The sequence below is a fragment of the Pseudomonas sp. BN414 genome, from assembly GCF_029871275.1.
Taxonomy (GTDB): domain Bacteria; phylum Pseudomonadota; class Gammaproteobacteria; order Pseudomonadales; family Pseudomonadaceae; genus Metapseudomonas; species Metapseudomonas resinovorans_C.
The window spans coordinates 114,226-132,583 of record NZ_SSOL01000079.1; the positions used below are offsets into that span (position 1 = coordinate 114,226).

General features: G+C 65.4%; 18 protein-coding genes. 12 read left to right on the top strand and 6 right to left on the bottom strand.

Features of this window, described 5'->3' with window-relative positions:
* Positions 1 to 17 precede the first annotated feature (17 nt).
* The 7 genes from E8E95_RS28375 (at position 18) to E8E95_RS28405 (ending at position 8,668) form a co-directional block, all read left to right on the top strand.
* Positions 18 to 1,346: a DEAD/DEAH box helicase gene (locus tag E8E95_RS28375; RefSeq protein WP_280355625.1), complete on the top strand. Its 1,329-nt coding sequence runs from the start codon at positions 18 to 20 to the stop codon at positions 1,344 to 1,346.
* A 208-nt stretch (positions 1,347 to 1,554) separates the two neighbouring features.
* Positions 1,555 to 2,379: a helix-turn-helix transcriptional regulator gene (locus E8E95_RS28380; protein ID WP_280355627.1), complete on the top strand. Its 825-nt coding sequence runs from the start codon at positions 1,555 to 1,557 to the stop codon at positions 2,377 to 2,379.
* 636 nt (positions 2,380 to 3,015) lie between these two features.
* Positions 3,016 to 4,134 carry an ABC transporter ATP-binding protein gene (locus tag E8E95_RS28385; protein WP_280355629.1) on the top strand — a complete coding sequence of 373 codons (1,119 nt, stop codon included), beginning with the start codon at positions 3,016 to 3,018 and terminating at the stop codon, positions 4,132 to 4,134.
* Between the two features lie 79 nt (positions 4,135 to 4,213).
* Positions 4,214 to 5,359, top strand: coding sequence for a spermidine/putrescine ABC transporter substrate-binding protein (locus E8E95_RS28390; protein ID WP_280355631.1), 1,146 nt, complete (start codon positions 4,214 to 4,216; stop codon positions 5,357 to 5,359).
* Positions 5,360 to 5,455: 96 nt separating this feature from the next.
* Positions 5,456 to 6,367: an ABC transporter permease gene (locus E8E95_RS28395; RefSeq protein WP_077525162.1), complete on the top strand. Its 912-nt coding sequence runs from the start codon at positions 5,456 to 5,458 to the stop codon at positions 6,365 to 6,367.
* Positions 6,367 to 7,179 (top strand): ABC transporter permease, encoded by an 813-nt coding sequence (locus E8E95_RS28400; protein WP_280355633.1) that lies wholly within the window; start codon positions 6,367 to 6,369, stop codon positions 7,177 to 7,179. Before E8E95_RS28395 ends, E8E95_RS28400 begins: the two co-directional genes overlap by 1 nt.
* 19 nt (positions 7,180 to 7,198) lie before the next feature.
* The gene (locus tag E8E95_RS28405) at positions 7,199 to 8,668 is read left to right on the top strand and encodes an aldehyde dehydrogenase family protein (RefSeq protein ID WP_280355634.1); all 1,470 of its coding nucleotides are present in this window, start codon (positions 7,199 to 7,201) and stop codon (positions 8,666 to 8,668) included.
* A gap of 124 nt (positions 8,669 to 8,792) precedes the next feature.
* Here E8E95_RS28405 and E8E95_RS28410 read toward each other — a convergent pair whose 3' ends face one another.
* The 5 genes from E8E95_RS28410 to E8E95_RS28430 all read right to left on the bottom strand — a co-directional run bounded on the left by E8E95_RS28410 (position 8,793) and on the right by E8E95_RS28430 (position 13,144).
* A complete protein-coding gene (locus tag E8E95_RS28410) occupies positions 8,793 to 9,254 on the bottom strand; it encodes a PAS domain-containing protein (RefSeq protein WP_077525159.1) in 462 nt (153 codons plus the stop codon).
* Between the two features lie 3 nt (positions 9,255 to 9,257).
* A complete protein-coding gene (locus E8E95_RS28415; RefSeq protein WP_280355636.1) occupies positions 9,258 to 10,265 on the bottom strand; it encodes a response regulator in 1,008 nt (335 codons plus the stop codon).
* Between the two features lie 88 nt (positions 10,266 to 10,353).
* Positions 10,354 to 10,719, bottom strand: a complete 366-nt coding sequence (locus E8E95_RS28420) for a VOC family protein (protein ID WP_179061107.1) — start codon at positions 10,717 to 10,719, stop codon at positions 10,354 to 10,356.
* Positions 10,720 to 10,797: 78 nt separating this feature from the next.
* Positions 10,798 to 12,036 carry a TIGR03862 family flavoprotein gene (locus tag E8E95_RS28425; RefSeq protein WP_280355638.1) on the bottom strand — a complete coding sequence of 413 codons (1,239 nt, stop codon included), beginning with the start codon at positions 12,034 to 12,036 and terminating at the stop codon, positions 10,798 to 10,800.
* Between the two features lie 184 nt (positions 12,037 to 12,220).
* Positions 12,221 to 13,144, bottom strand: coding sequence for a histone deacetylase (locus E8E95_RS28430; protein ID WP_280355639.1), 924 nt, complete (start codon positions 13,142 to 13,144; stop codon positions 12,221 to 12,223).
* A gap of 70 nt (positions 13,145 to 13,214) precedes the next feature.
* Here E8E95_RS28430 and E8E95_RS28435 point away from each other — a divergent pair, with 70 nt between their 5' ends.
* From E8E95_RS28435 to E8E95_RS28455, 5 genes are read left to right on the top strand one after another with little or no spacing between them, the layout of a single operon-like run.
* Positions 13,215 to 13,775, top strand: a complete 561-nt coding sequence (locus E8E95_RS28435; protein ID WP_280355640.1) for a GNAT family N-acetyltransferase — start codon at positions 13,215 to 13,217, stop codon at positions 13,773 to 13,775.
* Positions 13,772 to 15,376 carry a SagB/ThcOx family dehydrogenase gene (locus tag E8E95_RS28440; RefSeq protein ID WP_280355641.1) on the top strand — a complete coding sequence of 535 codons (1,605 nt, stop codon included), beginning with the start codon at positions 13,772 to 13,774 and terminating at the stop codon, positions 15,374 to 15,376. The genes E8E95_RS28435 and E8E95_RS28440 overlap by 4 nt, the downstream gene beginning before the upstream one ends.
* A 31-nt stretch (positions 15,377 to 15,407) precedes the next feature.
* Positions 15,408 to 16,277: an acyl-CoA thioesterase II gene (tesB, locus tag E8E95_RS28445; RefSeq protein WP_280355642.1), complete on the top strand. Its 870-nt coding sequence runs from the start codon at positions 15,408 to 15,410 to the stop codon at positions 16,275 to 16,277.
* A complete protein-coding gene (locus E8E95_RS28450; RefSeq protein WP_280355643.1) occupies positions 16,274 to 16,882 on the top strand; it encodes an HAD family hydrolase in 609 nt (202 codons plus the stop codon). Before tesB ends, E8E95_RS28450 begins: the two co-directional genes overlap by 4 nt.
* 30 nt (positions 16,883 to 16,912) lie before the next feature.
* The gene (locus tag E8E95_RS28455; RefSeq protein ID WP_280355644.1) at positions 16,913 to 17,248 is read left to right on the top strand and encodes an endonuclease domain-containing protein; all 336 of its coding nucleotides are present in this window, start codon (positions 16,913 to 16,915) and stop codon (positions 17,246 to 17,248) included.
* Positions 17,249 to 17,440: 192 nt separating this feature from the next.
* Here E8E95_RS28455 and E8E95_RS28460 read toward each other — a convergent pair whose 3' ends face one another.
* Positions 17,441 to 18,313: a neutral zinc metallopeptidase gene (locus E8E95_RS28460; RefSeq protein ID WP_280355645.1), complete on the bottom strand. Its 873-nt coding sequence runs from the start codon at positions 18,311 to 18,313 to the stop codon at positions 17,441 to 17,443.
* Between the last annotated feature and the right edge of the window lie 45 nt (positions 18,314 to 18,358).

Consider the following 18,358-nt stretch of genomic DNA (forward strand, 5'->3'; position numbering starts at 1 on the left):
ACACTATGGCTGCCCCAATGACCTTCGCTTCCCTCGGCCTGATCGAACCCCTGCTGCGCGCCACCGAGGCGCTTGGCTACAAGACCCCGTCGCCGGTGCAGGCCGAAGCGATTCCCGCCGTCCTCAAGGGCCGTGACCTGATGGCTGCGGCCCAGACCGGTACGGGCAAGACTGCTGGTTTCGCCCTGCCGCTGTTGCAGAGGCTGACCCAGGAAGGCCCGGAGGTGGCCAGCAACTCGATTCGCGCGCTGGTACTGGTGCCCACCCGTGAGCTGGCCGAACAGGTCAACGAAAGCTTCCGCGTCTACGGCCAGCACCTGCCGCTGCGCAACTACGCGGTCTACGGCGGCGTCAGCATCAACCCGCAGATGATGAAGCTGCGCAAGGGCATCGACGTGCTGGTCGCTACGCCTGGCCGGCTGCTCGACCTCTATCGGCAGAACGCCGTGAAGTTCAACCAGCTGCAGACGCTGGTGCTGGATGAGGCCGACCGCATGCTCGACCTGGGCTTCGCCCGCGAACTGGACGATCTGTTTACCGCGTTGCCGAAGCGTCGCCAGACCCTGCTGTTCTCCGCCACCTTCTCCGATGCCATCCGCCAGATGGCCCGCGAACTGCTGCGCGACCCGCTGTCCATCGAAGTCAGCCCGCGCAATGCGGCGGCCAAGAGCGTGCGCCAGTGGCTGATCCCGGTGGACAAGAAGCGCAAGAGCGAGCTGTTCCTGCACCTGCTGGAAGATCGCGGCTGGGGTCAGGTGCTGGTTTTTGTGAAGACCCGCAAGGGCGTCGATCAACTGGTGGATGAACTTCAGGCGCGGGGCGTCAGCGCCGAGTCGATCCATGGCGACAAGCCGCAGCCGTCGCGCCTGCGTGCACTGCAAGCCTTCAAGGCCGGCGAGGCGCAGATACTGGTGGCTACCGATGTGGCGGCACGGGGGCTGGATATCGACGACCTGCCGCTGGTGGTGAACTTCGACCTGCCCATCGTCGCCGAGGATTACGTGCACCGTATCGGCCGTACCGGCCGTGCCGGCGCCAGCGGTGAAGCGGTGTCGCTGGTCTGCGCCGATGAGGTGCAGTTGCTGGCGGCCATCGAGGTGCTTATCCGCCAGACCATCCAGCGCCGCGACGAGCCGGACTTCTTCCCCGATCACCGCGTGCCCGTGACAGACGCCACCGGCCAGGTGATCAAGAAGCCGAAGAAACCCAAGAAGCCGAAAGAGCCCCAGGCCGGCGCTGGCAATACGGGCAAGGGCGCGGCACTGGGCCGCTGGGTCGACAGCGAGAAGCCCAAGGTCAAAGCGGTGCGCAAGGCACCGGGATTCGGCAAGGCGAAGAAAGGCTGATCGTGGCGCCGGGCGTCACCTGATTGTGGTGATGGGTGACGCCTGGTGGGGCAGTGGGAACCGGAACGGGGCAGGGCAGGGAACCGGCACCCCCGTTCCAGAAGGCCTCGGCGGACTTTCAGGATATTGGCTCACTTCCTGCATTTCTGTGCGAAATGCTGAACGCCTATAGTGATTGAAGCGCAGCCCAACCTCAGGCATTTCCCACATGCGCCACAAGGAACTCAAACACTGGACCACCGGTGTTGCCCACCTGCTTGCCCAGCCCGCTGGACGGGCGCGTCTGCTCGGCCTCAGCCAGTGGCTGCAGCAGGTCTGCCATGTCGACCACTTCGTGCTCTTCGTCTACGAAGGCAACCACCGGCCGCTGGCGCTGTTCGATACCTTCCCACCGGACAAGCGCCACGTGTACGTCGAGGATTACCAGGTCGGCCCCTACCTGCTCGATCCCTTCTACCTCGCCTGCACGCGCAACCAGGCCTCCGGACTCTGGCGCTTGCGCCAGTTCGCCCCGGACCACTTCTACCTCGGCGAGTACTACGTCACCTACTACCAGCAGACCGGCCTCACTGAAGAAATCGCCTTCTTCATAGACCTGGCCGATGGCGCCAAGGCCGTGCTCTCGCTGATGCGCAGCACCTGCAGCCCGGCCTACAGCCGCGATGAAATGCAGTTGCTGGATTGCGCCCAACCGGTGGTGGAACAGGTGGTGAATGAAGCCTGGGAGCAGGCGCGCGCCCATGCACCGCGCCCGGTGCAGGACCTGGACTACAAGATCCGTGAAGCCTTCGACCAGTTCGGCGCCCACGTGCTGACGGCGCGGGAGCAGGAAGTGGTGCAGATGCTCCTGCGTGGCCACTCCAGCGCATCCGTGGCCGAGCACCTGGCGATCAGCCCCGGTACGGTGAAAATCCACCGCAAGAACATCTACGCCAAGCTCGGCATCGGCAGTCAGTCTGAGTTGCTGGGCCTGTTCGTTCGGGATCTGGGCGGCCAGCGGGATGAGCCCGAAGACCTCCTCAAGGCGGTATAGATTTATTGCTATTAGCGATTAAAACACCGTTGATCAATAACCATACAACTCGTTCCTGCCCCAGCTGCCATCGGCCTTCGACGTGGATGCCCACGAGTTATCCACAACGATTTGCACAGAATTTGTGAGTAGCGGCGGTGGGGCGGCACAACTGCCCAACCTGACGCGGCAGACCTTCGGCCTGCTTGACGAATGAATTCACCCCTACAACGCGGCTGCTCAAAAACCGAGCACTTGCTTCCAGCCATTGCGGCACGTGCCTCGCAGCCAGTCTTCCACTCGTTATCCACAGCAGGTCCCACAGAAAATGTGGGCAGTGGGCAGGGTGACGCGACACCTGTGGGGGCGAATTCATTCGCTGAGGGCAACGCAGTTGCCCCTTCCAATTCAACCGGGCGCGCCTGCGGCCCGCATAGCGATTGAAATCGCCCCCGCAACGGAGTTGATCAAAATTTGCTCATCCGGACAAATCCCTAGCGTCCTGCGGCCTGCAGCCCACCATCCATAACTTATCCACAGTGGGTTCCACAGTTTCTGTGGAGCGCGCGTCTATCCCCCGAGGGATATATACAGCCCGGAATCACCATTGCTAGCGTGTTGCCACATGCCAAGAACACCTGCAAAAAGGGGCCGGCCGTGAGTGATGCAAGCGAGTTCGTCGATATCGAGTTCCGCAATGTGGTCAAGCGCTATGGCGCGGTTACGGCGGTCAACGGCTTGAACTTCAAGGTCCGGCGGGGTGCGTTCCATTCCTTCCTCGGCAGCTCCGGCTGCGGCAAGACCACTACCTTGCGGATGATCGCCGGCTTCGAGCAGCCCAGCGAGGGCGAGGTGCTGCTGGCCGGGCATTCGGTAGCCGGGGTTCCGGCGCACCAGCGGCCGGTGAACATGGTGTTCCAGAGTTACGCACTGTTCCCGCACCTGTCGGTGGCCGAGAACATCGCCTATGGCCTGCGCTACCACCAGCCGCGTCCGGATCGCGCCGCGCAGCGTTGCATGGCGGACGAAGCCCTGGAAATGGTGCACCTGTCCGGCTTTGGCCAGCGCAAGCCCCACGAACTTTCCGGCGGCCAGCAGCAGCGGGTGGCCCTGGCCCGTGCGCTGGTGAACAAGCCAACCGTGCTGCTGCTGGATGAACCCTTGGCGGCGCTCGACCGCAAGCTGCGCAAGGAGATGCAATCCGAGTTGCTGCGCCTGCAGCGCGAAGTGGGCATCACCTTCGTGCTGGTCACCCACGACCAGGAAGAGGCGCTGTCCATGAGCGACAGCATCAGCGTCATGCAGGACGGCCAGATCCTCCAGAGCGCCAGCCCCGAGCAGCTCTACGAAACCCCGGCGAGCCGCTACGTGGCGGACTTCATCGGCGAATCCAACCTGTTCGACGGCACCGTGCGGCGCATCGACGGTGGCCGCGTGCTCCTGGACACCACCCACGGCTTGCAACTGGCGAGCCCGCAGACGCCCACCGGCCCAGCCCTCAAGGCAGCGGAGCCAGGCTGCATCGCGGTACGCCCGGAGCTGATCGCCATTGGCGCCAGCGAGGATGCGCTGCCCCGCGAGATCAGCCTGCCGGGCCAGGTGGTGGACCGTATCTACCTCGGCAACCTCACTGAATACCGCGTGCGCACCGAGCCGTTCGGCATCGTCTGCGTGCGGGTGCAGCGCCATGGCCAGCACGAGCGGTCGGCCTTCGAGCATGGATCGCCGGTAAGGATTGGCTGGGACCAGGCGAGTGGCCTGGCCATGACCTTGTGATCGGCTCGCCACGTAGCAGTTGCAGCACCGTAGTACCGAACGGACAAGAACAACCAACCCTCACAGGCAGGTAGCAGCAATGGATCGGAAAGACTTCATCAAGCAACTGCGCAGTTGGCAGAACGGTTCCATCAGCCGTCGCGAGTTCCTCGGCCGTACAGGTCTTGGTGTGGCCATGGCGGTGATGGCCGCCAACATGCCGGGCCTGCTCACCAGCAACCGGGCCGTCGCCGCCGAGAAAGGCGCCCTTGGCGACCGCGTGGTCCTGGCCACCTGGCCGAACTATCACAACGCCGAAAACTTCGCCGCCTTCGCCGAGCAGACTGGCGCCCAGGTGCAGATGAACGTGTTCGGCTCCAACGAGGAAATGCTTGCCAAGCTCCAGGCGGGCGGCAGCGGCTGGGACGTCTTCGTGCCCACCAACTACACCATCAGCACCTACGCCGAGCTGGGCCTGATCGAGCCGCTGGACCTGTCGCGGATTCCCAACTTCGACCCGGCCTCCTACGAGAAGCGCTTCATGGAGCAAGGGGTCATCAACGGCAAGACCTACGCCGTGCCGAAGGACTGGGGCACTACCGGGTTCGTCTACGACGGCGGGAAGATCAAGTCCAAGCCCACCACCTGGAAGGAGTTCTGGGAGCTGAGCAAGGGCGAGGCGACCGGCCGGGTGATGGTGCATGACTACCAGCTCACGGTGATCGGCAACGCCCTGAAGTCCTTCGGCTACAGCTTCAACTCCATCGACCCGAAAGAATTGGCCGACGCCGAGAAGCTGTTGCTGGAGGTCAAGCCACATCTGTTCGCGATCAACTCGGACTACCAGCCGTCCATGCGCAATGGCGATGCCTGGATGGCCATGTGCTGGACCGGCGACGCTTCGCAGCTGCACCGCGACATGCCGCAGATGACCTATGTGCTGGGGCGTGAGGGTGGCGAGATCTGGAGTGACTTCTTCGCCATTCCGAAGAGCGCCGAGCGTCGTGATGCGGCCTATGCGCTGATCAACTTCCTGCTCGACCCGCAGGTGAACAAGCGCGAGGTGGAAGCCCACGGCTACCCGAGCGGCGACAAGCGCGTGGATGCACTGCTGCCCAAGACCATGCTCGACGACCCGATCATGTATCCGGCCGCCGACTTGCTCAGTGCCCTGGAGTTCGGCGCCGCAGCCACCCTGACCAGCCCGGCGCGGGCGGAACTGATGGCGCGCTTCAAGGCGGCCTGACGCATGACGCCGTAGGAGCGAGCTTGCTCGCGAAGCCTTTCGCGAGCAGAGCTCGCTCCTACAGTAGTCGTCTCCATGAACCGCAAGGAAACTTCCATGAACGTCGCTCTCAGCGCCCCCGCGCTGGCCGATGCGGGCCAGGCCGTGCCGGTGGAAAGCCGTAGCCTCGCCCGGCGCGTCACGCTGCTCCTGCTATTGCCGTCCACGCTGTGGTTCCTGCTGCTGCTCCTGCTGCCGCTGGTGATCATCCTGGTCTTCAGCCTCGGCGAGCGCAGCCCGGTGGGGGGCTACAGCGCGGCCCTGACCCTGGAGAACTACCTGAACCTGGGGGCGCGGGCGAAGGCCTTCTACAACACCCTGGTGCTGGCGCCCCTGGGCACCCTGGTGTGCCTGGTGGCGGCCTACCCGTTGGCCTATTACCTGGCGGTGAAGGTGCAGCGCAGCCGTTCGCTGCTGCTGACCCTGGTGATCGTGCCGTTCTGGACCAGCTTCCTGATCCGCACCTACGCCTGGATCTTCATCCTCGGCGGCAAGGGCATCCCGGCGCTGCTGGCGATGGTCGGGCTGGAGGATGTGCGTCTGATCAACACCCCCAGCGCGGTGCTGATCGGTATCGTCTACGGCTACCTGCCGCTGATGGTGTTCCCCATCTACGTCAGCCTGGAGAAGCTCGACAAGCGCCTGCTGGAAGCCTCGTCCGACCTTGGTGCTGGCGCCTTCGAGACCTTCCGCCGGGTGACCCTGCCGCTCTCGGCCCCCGGTGTCATCACCGGCAGCATGCTGGTGTTCATCCTGCTCATGGGCGAGTTCCTGATCCCGGCGATCCTCGGTGGCGGCAAGGTGTTCTTCGTCGGAAACGCCCTGGTGGACCTCTTCCTGCAATCGCGCAACTGGCCGTTCGGCAGCGCGGTGGCCATGACCCTGGTGGCGATGATGCTGGTGATCATCGCCCTCTACCTGAAGCTGGTGGCGCGCTATGGCAAGCGCGGCACGGAGGGGATGCTCTGATGTGGCTGCGCAGCTATTCCACCTCGCTCTACCTGTTCCTCTATGCGCCCATCGCGCTGATCGTGCTGTTCTCCTTCAATGCCGGGCGCAGCGGGCTGTCCTTCGAATGCTGCTCGGTGCAGTGGTTCGGTCGCGCGTTCAGCAACCCGTTCATCATGGAATCCCTCGGCACCAGCTCGCTGATCGCGTTCTGCTCGGCGCTGATCGCCACCCTGTTCGGCACCCTGGCGGTGTTCGGCCTGGAACGGGCGGGCAAGCGCGTGCGGCTGTTCTTCGACGCCATGACCTACTGCGCGATCATCATTCCCGGCATCGTCATCGGCATCGCCACGCTGATCGCCTTCATCAGCCTGTTCGAAGTGGTCAACCCGCTGCTCGACATGCTGCTGGGAGCCGGACTGCCGCGCCTGCGCATGGGCCTGTTCACGGTGATCGCGGCGCACTCGCTGTTCACCATGGCGCTGGTGATCGTGATCGTCCGCACCCGTGTGGAGTCCCTGGACCGGGCCCTGCTGGAAGCCTCCGCCGATCTCTACGCACCGCCCCTGGAAACCTTCCGCCGGGTGACCTTGCCGCAGATTGCCCCGGCCATCTTGGCCGGCTTCCTGCTGGCGTTCACCTTCAGCTTCGACGACTTCATCGTCGCGTTCTTCGTCGCCGGATCGGAAACCACCTTGCCGATCTACATCTTCTCGTCGATCCGCCGGGGCATCACGCCGGAGATCAATGCCATTTCGACGGTGATCATCTGCGTCTCCCTGGCGCTGCTGTTCACCTCCCGCTACCTGCAGAACCGCCGCAGCGGCGCCTGAGCGCCCATGGAGCAAAGCCATGCGTGACCAGTTGTACATCAACGGGCAATGGGTCCGTCCCGACCTGGGCGGTTATTTCGAAGTGCTGGACCCCAGCAGCGGCGACCTGATCCAGCGGGTGCCGGCGGCCACCGAGGAAGACATCGACCACGCCGTGCATGCCGCCCGCCAGGCCTTCAACCGTGGCTGGGGCCAGAGCAGCGGGGCCGAGCGCGCCGGCTGGCTGGAGGCCCTGGCCAGCGAGTTGGAGAGTCGCCAGGATGCCCTGGCGGTGCTGGAAGTGCGTGACAACGGCAAGCCCCTGCCGGAGGCGCAATGGGATATCGCCGATGCCATCGGCTGCTTCCGCTACTACGCCGAGCTGGCGCGGGAACTGGACAGTCGCCAGGACGAGCCGCTGGCGCTGCCGGATGATCGCTTCAGCTGCCGTGTCCGCCACGAGCCGGTGGGAGTGGCGGGGCAGATCATCCCCTGGAACTACCCGCTGCTGATGGCGTCCTGGAAGGTTGCCCCGGCCCTCGCGGCGGGTGCCACCTGCGTGCTCAAACCATCGGAACTGACCCCGCTGACCGCCCTGGAACTGGCCGGCGCCGCCGAGCGTATCGGCCTGCCTTCCGGCGTGCTCAACGTGGTGACAGGACTGGGCAGCGAGGCCGGCGGCCCGCTCAGCCAGCACCCTGGCGTGGACAAGCTGGCCTTCACCGGCAGCGTGCCGACGGGGGCGAAGATCATGTCGGCGGCGGCGGCCGACATCAAGAACATCAGCCTGGAGCTGGGCGGCAAGTCGGCCTTCATCGTCTTCGATGACGCCGATGTGGAAGCCGCCGTGGAATGGATCATGTTCGGCATCTTCTGGAACCAGGGGCAGGTGTGCAGCGCGACCTCGCGCCTGCTGGTGCAGGAGGGTGTCGCCAACCGGCTGATCGAGCGCCTGGTGGACGAGACGCGGCGCATCACCATCGGCCCCGGCCTGGAGCGCGGCGTGTTGCTCGGGCCGCTGGTGAGCGCCGGGCAGTACCAGAAGGTCATGGGCATGATCGAACAGGGCCGGCAGGAAGCCAGCCTGCTCACCGGCGGCAAGCGCCCGACGCATTTGTCTCATGGCTACTTCGTCGAGCCGGCGGTGTTCGACGAGCCGGCGGACAACAGCCGTATCTGGCGCGAGGAAATCTTCGGCCCGGTGCTGTGCGTGAAGCGCTTCAAGACCGAGGCCGACGCCCTGCGCATGGCCAACGACAGCCGCTTCGGCCTTGCCGCTGCGGTGATGAGCGCCGACCTCGACCGTGCCGCGCGAGTCGCCAACGGTCTGCGCGCCGGCATCGTCTGGGTCAACTGCTCGCAGCCGACCTTCACCCAGGCACCCTGGGGCGGCATGAAGCAGAGCGGTATCGGTCGGGAACTGGGCCGCTGGGGCCTGGAGAATTACCTGGAGGTGAAACAGGTCACCGAGTACAGAAGCCAGGAGCCTTGGGGGTGGTACATCAAATAGGGGGCTTTTCCTGTGGGGGCGAATTCATTCGCTAAGGGCAGCGCAGCTGCCCCATTTGCTTCGGCAGGGCAGGCCTGCGGCCTGCATAGCGATTGAAATCGCCCCCACAAGAGGCCGCACCCGCCTACAAAAACCGCGGACGACTCGTCTCCGCCAACTGCCGCTTCAACCGCGCCACCTCGGTCATGTCGGTGATCAGCAGGCACACGCGCTCCACCTTTCCGCCTGCGGCAGCCAGCGGCAGGATGGTGAGGTTCTGGTACATGAAATCTTCTTCACCGGTGATCGGCCGGTAATTCTCGAAACGGATCAGGTAAGGTCGCTGTTCCCACAGGCTGAAGGCGCGGGTGCCGAGTTGCAGCACGCTGTCCACCTTGCGCCGTAGCCAGTTGCGCTCGATCTCCGGGAACAGCTCGAAGATGTTCTTGCCGTGTACCCGGTCGGGGCCGAGGCCGGAGTGGTTTTCCATGAAGCTGTTCCACACCTCGACGCGGTACTGGCGGTCCAGGACCACCACGCCGACGTCCAGGCACTGGACGATGTCGAGCAGCCAGTGGAGTTCCTTGAAATCGATCTGTGCCGGCATGGATCAGTCCATCAGGTAGTGGATCTTCTGGGTCAGGCGCGCGATGGAGGTCTCGGTGAAGAGCAGCAGCAGGTCGAAGTGCAGGTTGTGATCTTCGATGGCGTAGCTGATCTCCACCGCCAGCGTCTTGCGCCAGCGCCGGTTGTTGAGCTGGAACAATCGCTCGATGGAGCTGTGCCGGCCGAGTAGTTGCGGATGGCCCTGGGAGAAACGCACGTCGATCTGCTCGGCGATGCCGGCCAGGCAAGCGCCGATCAGGATGCTCGCGAGGTCGAGTTGCATCTCCGCCTCGTCGTGCTCGCCTTGTGGTTGCCAGCCAAGCAGGCGCGCCACCTCGGCACTCTCGGCGTCATGGAACAGCAGCAGCGCCTCGCCGGCGATGGATTCGCCGATGAAACCCTGGCACACCGCCGACAACCGCTCGCCGCGCTGGGCATCGGCCAGGGCCATGTGCAGTTCACTGACTTCGAACAGGTTGACGTTGGGCACCGGCAGTTGCACGAACACCCCGAGCACGCGCGCGAGCAGTGCAGCGGCGCGGCCCATGGCAACGTTGCTGACCTCGCGCAGGGCGTCGCGGAAGTTCACCCGCAGGTCCGGATCGTGGCGACCGGGCACCCCGGTGACCGGGCTGGTGGACGGCGCCGGGCGCAGCAGGCCGAGGCGGATCAGGGTTTCTCGCAGTTCGTCCGGGTCGGCCGGCTTGCGGATGAAGGCCAGGGCGCCGAGTTCGTGGACGCGGCGCTGGGCTTCCTCCTGGATATCACCGGAGACCACCACCACCCTGGCTTTCAGGCTTTCGGCGCGAATCCGGCTGAGGACCTGATAGCCATCCAGCACCGGCATGGTCAGGTCCAGCAGGACCACCTGGCCGTGGCCGTGGCGGATCGCTTCAAGCGCTTCTTCACCGTTGCTGGCCTGGGTGATATGCACCGGCCAATCCAGCGGCAGCGCGCGAATCAACTGCTTGCGCGCCATCATCGAATCGTCGCAGACGAGGAGGGGGATCACCTTGGGGGCACCGCATGAAGAAAGCTGGGCTCAGGGAGAGCATAGACGCTGGCCGGCTGCCAACCGGCACCTCGCGGCCAGCTTCCGATCAGATGTTCTGTCCGATGCGCCAAAGGACGCCGCTGGGATCGATGAGGACAAAATCGCGCATCCGCCAGGGCTGATCCTGGGGTGGCACCACCCGCAGGCCGTAGCGCTCGATCACGCCCGAGGCCTGCACGTGCTGCCACCAGGCTTCAACGTCCTTCACCTGCAAATGCATCATCAGGTTCTCCGCAAACTCCTTGGTGTAGAAGTTCTGCAGGAGGAAGGCATTGTGGCCGTATCGGAAGTAACTGACCTCGTCCGAAGTGCTGCACATTTCGAAGCCGAGTTCGCGGTAGAAATCCTTGCTCTGTGCGTAATCCTTCGCCGGAACGAAGGCCTTGATCTCGATGGTGTCCAGTGTGCTCATTGGGCGTTCCATGACAGTGGCTGGAAAACGAGCCATCACGGTGGCAGGTGGCCCTCTGGCGGGGCCTGGCGAGCGATGCTACTCCAGCGCACCCGGGCGCGATAGCCAGCGCAATACGCCTTGCGCGGCGACTCGACCACTGGCGAAGCAGGCTGTGAGCAGATAGCCGCCGGTAGGCGCTTCCCAGTCGAGCATTTCCCCTGCGCAGAACACACCCGGCAGGTGCTTGAGCATCAATTCGTTATCCATCGACGCGAAAGGCACTCCACCGGCGGTACTGATGGCCTCGTCCAGCGGGCGCGCCCGGACCAGCGTCAGCGGCAGTGCCTTGAGCGTCGCCGCAAGTCGCTCGAGGTCGAGGAAGTCGTCCTTGGCCGACAGCTCGCGCAGGAGACCGGCGCGGGCGCCATCGATGCCCAATTGGCTGTGCAGGTGCTTGGCCATGGAGCGCGACCCGCGTGGACGGGCCAGGGTCTTGGCAATCTTTTCCACAGGCTGGCCGGGCAGCAGGTCCAGATGGACGGTGGCACTGCCGCTGGCGTTGATCCGCTCACGGATGGCGGCGGAGAAGGCGTAGATCAGGCTGCCTTCGACGCCGTAGGCGGTGAGCACGAATTCGCCCTGGCGTGCGGGTTCGTCGTCCAGGCGGATCGCCACCGGCTTGATCGGCGCCCCGGAGAATTTCTCCTTGAGCAGCGGGCTCCAGCCGTCCACTTCGAAGCCGCAGTTGGACGGCTGCAACGGCGCGACGGCAATGCCGCGCGACTCCAGCAGGGGAACCCACGCCCCATCCGACCCCAGCCGCGCCCAGCTGCCGCCGCCCAGGGCGAGCAGGCAGGCATCGGCGTCAACGGCTTTCTCGCCATCCGGCGTGGCGATGCGCAGGGCGCCGTCGTCGGTCCAGCCCAGCCAGCGGCTGCGGGTATGGATGACCACGCCCTGCTCGCGCAGGCGCTTGAGCCAGGCGCGCAACAGCGGAGCGGCCTTCATGTCGGTGGGGAAGACCCGGCCCGAACTGCCGACGAAGGTCTCGATGCCCAGGTCGTGAATCCAGCTACGCAGCTCTTCGGCGCCAAAGCCGTCCAGCAGCGCGGCCACTTCTTCGCGTCGCGCGCCGTAGCGTGCGACGAAGGGCGCCTTGGGTTCGGAGTGGGTGATGTTCATCCCGCCCACGCCGGCCAGCAGGAACTTGCGTCCTACCGAGGGCATGGCGTCGAACAACTCCACCCGCGCACCGCCCTGGGCCAGGACTTCAGCGGCCATCAGGCCAGCGGGGCCGCCGCCGATGACGGCGACGAAGGGGGAGGAGTTGTTCATGGGAATGAGTCGGGGCGGGAAATGGAGGAGGGCGCATTCTAATGCACGCCGCTCGGCCGGACACGGCATGTTGTGGGGGCGAATTCATTCGCGATGGGCGGCGAAGCTGCCCCGGGGAAGTCTGCCGGGCAGGCCTTTGGCCTGCTCAGCGATTGAAATCGCCCCCACAGGAAGCGCATATGGCTCAGCGCCCCAACCCCATTTCACGCCACACCTTGTTGGCGCTGTGATGGAGGATTCCATGCCGCCTAGCCAAGGCCGCGCGATCCTTGCTGTAGCCGCCCCCGATCACCCCCAGCACCGGGATATCCCGCCCGAGGCAATGCCGGATCACCCGCTCGTCGCGCTCGGCCACGCCGGCGTCGGTCAGTTGCAGGTAGCCGAGGGCGTCGTCCTTGTGCACGTCGACGCCCGCGTCGTAGAGCACGATGTCCGGCTGGTACAGCGGCAACAGATAGTTCAGCGCGTCCTCCACTACCTGGAGGTAATCGGCGTCGCCCATGCCCATGGGCAGGGGAATGTCCCAATCGCTATCGGCCTTGCGTGCGGGGAAGTTCTTTTCGCAATGCAGGGAAACGGTGATGGCCTCGGGCGTATCGGCCAGCAGCCGCGCGGTGCCATCCCCCTGGTGCACGTCGCAGTCGAAGATCAGCACCCGCTGCACGCTGCCGGCCTCCAGCAGGTAGCGGCTGATCACCGCCAGGTCGTTGAAGATACAGAAGCCCGCCGCATGGTCGAAATGGGCGTGATGGGTGCCGCCGGCCAGGTGGCAGGCAAGGCCGTGCTTCAGGGCCAGGTCGGCGGTCAGCAGCGAGCCGCCCACCGCACGCACGGTGCGCCGCGCCAGCGGTTCGCTCCAGGGCAGGCCGAGTCGGCGCTGTTCCTCGCGGCCGAGGTCGCCATCGAGGAAGCGTTGGATGTACGCCGGGCAATGGGCCAGGGCCAGCACCTCGGGCGGGCAGATATCCGGCCGGTGCAGGCGCTCGTCGGTGGTCAGGCCGCTCTCCAGCAGGTGCTCGTAGAGCAGGCGGAACTTCTCCATGGGGAAGCGGTGCTCCGCCGGGAAGGGCGGGCTGTAGTCGTCGTGATAGACCAGCGGCAGGAACATCGATAGGCACTCGGGGCGGTACGCACGGCAGTATGATTGGGCCTTCGAGCCCACCTCAAGAGACGCGCCCGTGCATCCGATCGAACTCATCACTCCACGACTGCGCCTGCGCGGCTGGCGCGACGACGACCTGCCGGCCTTTGCCGCCCTCAATGCCGACCCGGAGGTGATGCAGCACTTCCCGGCGTGCCTGACCCGCGCGCAAAGCGACGACCTGGCAGCGCGCATCCTCGCCCATTTCCGCGACCACGGCTTCGGCCAGTGGGTCGTCGAGCATCGCGGCGATGGCGCCTTCGTTGGCGTGCTCGGCCTGCAGAACGTGAACTTCGAAGCACACTTCACGCCGGCGGTGGAAATCGGCTGGCGGATGATGCGGCGCTTCTGGGGTCAAGGCCTGGCCAGCGAGGCGGCGCAGGCGACCCTGGCTTTCGCCTTCGAACCGCTTCAACTGACGGAGGTGGTGGCCTTCACCGTGCCGGCCAACCTGCGCTCGCGGGCGGTGATGGATCGCATCGGGTTGCAGCATGACCCCGAGGGCGATTTCGAACACCCGCTCCTGGCCGAAGGACACCCGTTGCGCCCGCATGTGCTCTATCGCCTGGGACGCGCCGAGTGGGAAGCGTTGCAATGAACGATGCGGTACGCGGCTATCACGAGCTCAGCAAGCATCGTCCTGATCGCTTCGCGCCGGGGCCGGGTCAACTGGACTGGGCGACCCAGCCGGCACCCTTCCGTCGCTACAGCGGCGCGCGCCTGCTGGAGCTCTGGCATCGTCCACTGGAAGAAACCCCGCCCTACGATGCGGTGTTCGCCGCTCCGGTCGATGAGGCTGCTCCGTTGAGCCGCGACAGCATTTCCCAGCTGCTCTACGACAGCCTGGCCATTTCCGCGTGGAAGGAAGCCGGGGCCAGCAAGTGGGCGCTGCGGGTCAATCCATCCTCGGGGAACCTGCACCCCACTGAGGCCTACCTGCTGCTGCCGCCGGGTGCGGTGGAGGAGGGCGGCGTGCTCGCGCACTACGCGTCGGATGCCCATGCCCTTGAAGTCCGCGCCGAACTGCCAGCGCCGTTGGGCGCGCAACTGTCGGCAGCGTTGCCGCCCGGTGGCTTCCTGCTGGGGCTCGCCAGCATCCCCTGGCGCGAAGCCTGGAAGTACGGCGAGCGCGCCTACCGCTATTGCCAGCACGACCTGGGGCACGCACTGGCTGCACTGGCAATTGCCGCATCGGCATTGGGCTGGCAAGTGCGGGTCATGGGCGGCGTTGCCGAAGAAACGCTGGACGGCCTGCTGGGGCTGGATCGTCCCGGCTTCGTCGAACCCGAGTTCGCCGATGCCTTGCTGTGGATCGGGCCGGCCCAGGCGCATGAGTTCACCTTGCCGCCGTCGTTGCTGGATGGCCTGGCCGCACTTGAGCTGCAGGGCACGGCCAACCGGCTGTCCCGCGAGCAGCGCCACTGGCCGGAGCTGGAACGCGTCCATGGCCTGTGCCGCGCACCGCGCTTGCCCCTGGCCGAATGGCCTGCCACCACAACCACCGCACTTGAGGATAACCCCGGTCTACCCCTGCGTCCGCTGTTGCACCGCCGGCGCAGTGCCCAATCCCTGGACGGTCGCAGTGGCATCCAGGCGGAGCTGCTGCTGGCCTGGCTGCGTCGCCTCATGCCGGGGAACTCGCCGGTCCCCTTCGCCAGCCTCGGTGAGGCGCGGGTCGATCTGCTGCTGTTCGTCCATCGCGTCCAGGGCATGGCGCCCGGCCTTTATTGGTTGGCGCGCGGCGCTGCAGCGGAGGCGGAACTGGCGACTGGCCTGCGCGAGGATTTCGCCTGGGAGCGGGTCAGCGACGAGCTGCCGCTGTACCGCCTGCTGGAAGGTGACGCCCGTGGCCTGGCGGGCTTTCTCTCCTGCGGCCAGGACATCGCCGCCGACGGCTGCGTTGCCCTGGCCATGCTCGCCCGATTCGACGCTGCCCTGGAACAGGGTGCCTGGTGCTATCCACGGCTCTACTGGGAGTGTGGGCAGATCGGCCAGCTGCTCTACCTGGAAGCCGAGGCCGCAGGGTTGTCGGGAACCGGCATCGGTTGCTACTTCGATGATTCGGTACATGAATTGCTGGAAATGGCCGACAGTCGCTGGCAAAGCCTTTACCATTTCACCATTGGCCGCGCGCTGTGGGACGAGCGCCTGACGACGCTGCCGGCCTATCCCGAACTACGACGACCGCCCCGGCCATGACCAGGGCGGCAGCCTTGCAGAGGAGAATTCCATGACCCAGGTGCTCGACGAGCTGGTCGCGCTGCTGAGCCTCGAATCCATCGAAGAAAACCTGTTCCGTGGCGTCAGCCAGGACCTCGGTTTCCGCCAGCTGTTCGGTGGCCAGGTTCTCGGCCAGTCGCTTTCCGCGGCCAGCCAGACGGTGGAGCCCGAGCGCCATGTGCATTCCCTGCACGGCTACTTCCTGCGCCCTGGCGACGCCTCCCTGCCGGTGGTGTATTCGGTCGAGCGGGTGCGCGACGGCGGCAGCTTCAGCACTCGTCGGGTCACCGCCATCCAGAAGGGACAGCAGATCTTCACCTGCAGTGCCTCCTTCCAGCAGGATGAAGGCGGCTTCGACCATCAGATCACCATGCCCGATGTACCGGGGCCGGAAAACCTGCCCAGTGAGCAGGAGCTCGCTCGCCAGAATGCGCACCTGCTGTCCGAGCGGATACGCGACAAGCTCCTCTGCGCCAAGCCCATCGAGATTCGCCCGGTCAGTGCGGAAAACCCCTTCAACCCGCGTCCGGGGGAGCCGGTCAAGTACGTCTGGTTCCGCGCCGATGGCAGCCTCCCGGACATTGCGGCGATCCACAAGTACATCCTCGCCTACGCCTCGGACTTCGGCCTGCTGACCACGTCCATGCTCCCCCATGGCGTATCGGTGTGGCAGAAGTTCATGCAGGTGGCCAGCCTCGACCACGCCCTGTGGTTCCACCGCGATCTGCGCGCGGACGACTGGCTGCTCTATTCCATGGACAGCCCTTGGGCCGGCAATGCCCGCGGCTTCTCTCGCGGCAGCATCTTCAACCGCGCCGGCCAACTGGTGGCCTCGGTGGCCCAGGAAGGCCTGACTCGCCTGCGCGAGGATTGGAAGTGACGGTTCCGAGCGCCGAGCTTGGTCAATACCGCCACTGGGTGTTCGACATGGACGGCACCCTGACGATCGCCGTGCATGACTTCGCCGCCATTCGCGTGGCCCTGGACATTCCCCCAGAGGACGACATCCTCCACCACCTGGCCGCCTTGCCTGAAGACGAGGCCGCCGGCAAGCACGCCTGGTTGCTGGAGCACGAGCGGGAACTGGCCCTGAACGCCCGACCCGCCGCCGGCGCCATCGAGCTGGTGCGCGAACTGCACCAACGCGGCTGCCGCCTCGGCATCCTCACCCGCAACGCCCACGAACTGGCACTCCTCACCCTGCAGGCGATCGGACTGGGCGATTGCTTCGCCACCGACGACATCCTCGGCCGCGGCGAGGCCCCGCCCAAGCCGCATCCCGGCGGGCTCCTGCACCTGGCCGAGCGTTGGCAGGTCGAACCGCGTGAGCTGGTGATGGTGGGCGACTACCGCTTCGACCTCGACAGCGGCCGCGCGGCGGGGACGAGCACCGTGCTGGTGAACCTGCCGGAAAACCCCTGGCCGGAACTGGTCGACTGGTTTGCGCGGGATTGTGGGGAGTTGTTGGGGATGGTGAGAGGGTAAGGGGCGGGTGATTGCGAGCAAGGAGGCTCAATGGAACTCAAGAAATTTGCCAGGGAATTGCGCAGCAACATGACTGATGCTGAACATCACCTCTGGTACTACCTGCGCGGACATCGGTTCTTCGGACTCAAGTTCAAACGACAGAAGCCAATGGGTCGCTACATAGTCGACTTCATTTGCCTGGAACAGCGGCTGGTGATTGAACTGGATGGTGGCCAGCATCAGGAACAAGGTGGCCGAGATGGCGAACGCGATCGGTGGCTGTCAGAGCAAGGCTATCGGGTGTTGCGCTTCTGGAATCACGAAGTGTTGGGAGATACGGATGCTGTGCTTGAGGCGATAGCACGTGCGCTCGGTAAGCTCTGACCCTCTCCCCAGCCCTCTCCCACGCGTGGGAGAGGGGGCAGTCCGTGTGCGTCATGACTTGGTCGCTCTGATCAGGCTCACTCCCGGCTGCGTGAGCGGGGCGGTCCGTGCGCGTCATGACCAGATCGCGCCGATCAGGCTCCCTCTCCCGCCTGCGGGAGAGGGCGGGGGGAGAGGGTAATTGACAGTCTGCTAAAGCCTCGCCGTCGCAAACGTATCGCACTTGCCCACTTCGCCCTTCTCGAACCCCATCTTGAACCAGCGCACCCGCTGTTCCGAAGTCCCATGAGTGAAGGAGTCGGGCACCACCTGGCCACGGCCCTGGCGTTGCAGGCGGTCGTCGCCGATGGCGTTGGCGGCGTTGAGGGCTTCTTCCAGGTCGCCGGGCTCCAGCCAGTTCAGGCGTTGCTGGGCATGGAATGCCCAGACGCCGGCCAGGCAGTCGGCCTGGAGTTCCTGGCGTACCAGCAGGCCGTTGTCGCCTTCGACCTTCTCGCCGCGTTGGCGGGCGGCGTTGACCTTGGCGGATACGCCCAGCAGGGTCTGCACGTGGTGACCCACTTCATGGGCGATGACGTAGGCCTGGGCGAAGTCGCCGGCGGCCTGGAAGCGGCTGGCCATTTCCTCGAAGAAGTCCAGGTCCAGGTACACCTTGCGGTCTCCCGGACAGTAGAAGGGGCCGACCGCCGATGAGGCGAAGCCGCAGGCCGATTGCACGCCGCCGTTGAACAGCACCAGCGTCGGGTCCTGGTACTGGCGACCAGCCGACTGGAAGATGGTGCGCCAGGTGTCTTCGGTATCGCCGAGGATGGCGCGGACGAACTCGCGCTCCTCCGGTGTGCCGGTGGGATTGGCCGATTGCTGTTGTGGATTGACCGAAGCGTTCTGCTGGGTGATCTGCCCCAGGATCTGCAGCGGGTCTTCACCCATCAGCAGCGCCACGACTACGACGATGGCGATTCCGCCCAGGCCCAGTCCCTTGCCTCCGCCCAGGCGCATGCCGCCGCCACCTGCGCTTCCGCCGTCTTGCACATTGTCGCTGCGTCGCGCACGTTGCCAGCGCATGATCGCTCTCCGTTCGTATGCGAGTTAATCAGTGTTGACGCTGGC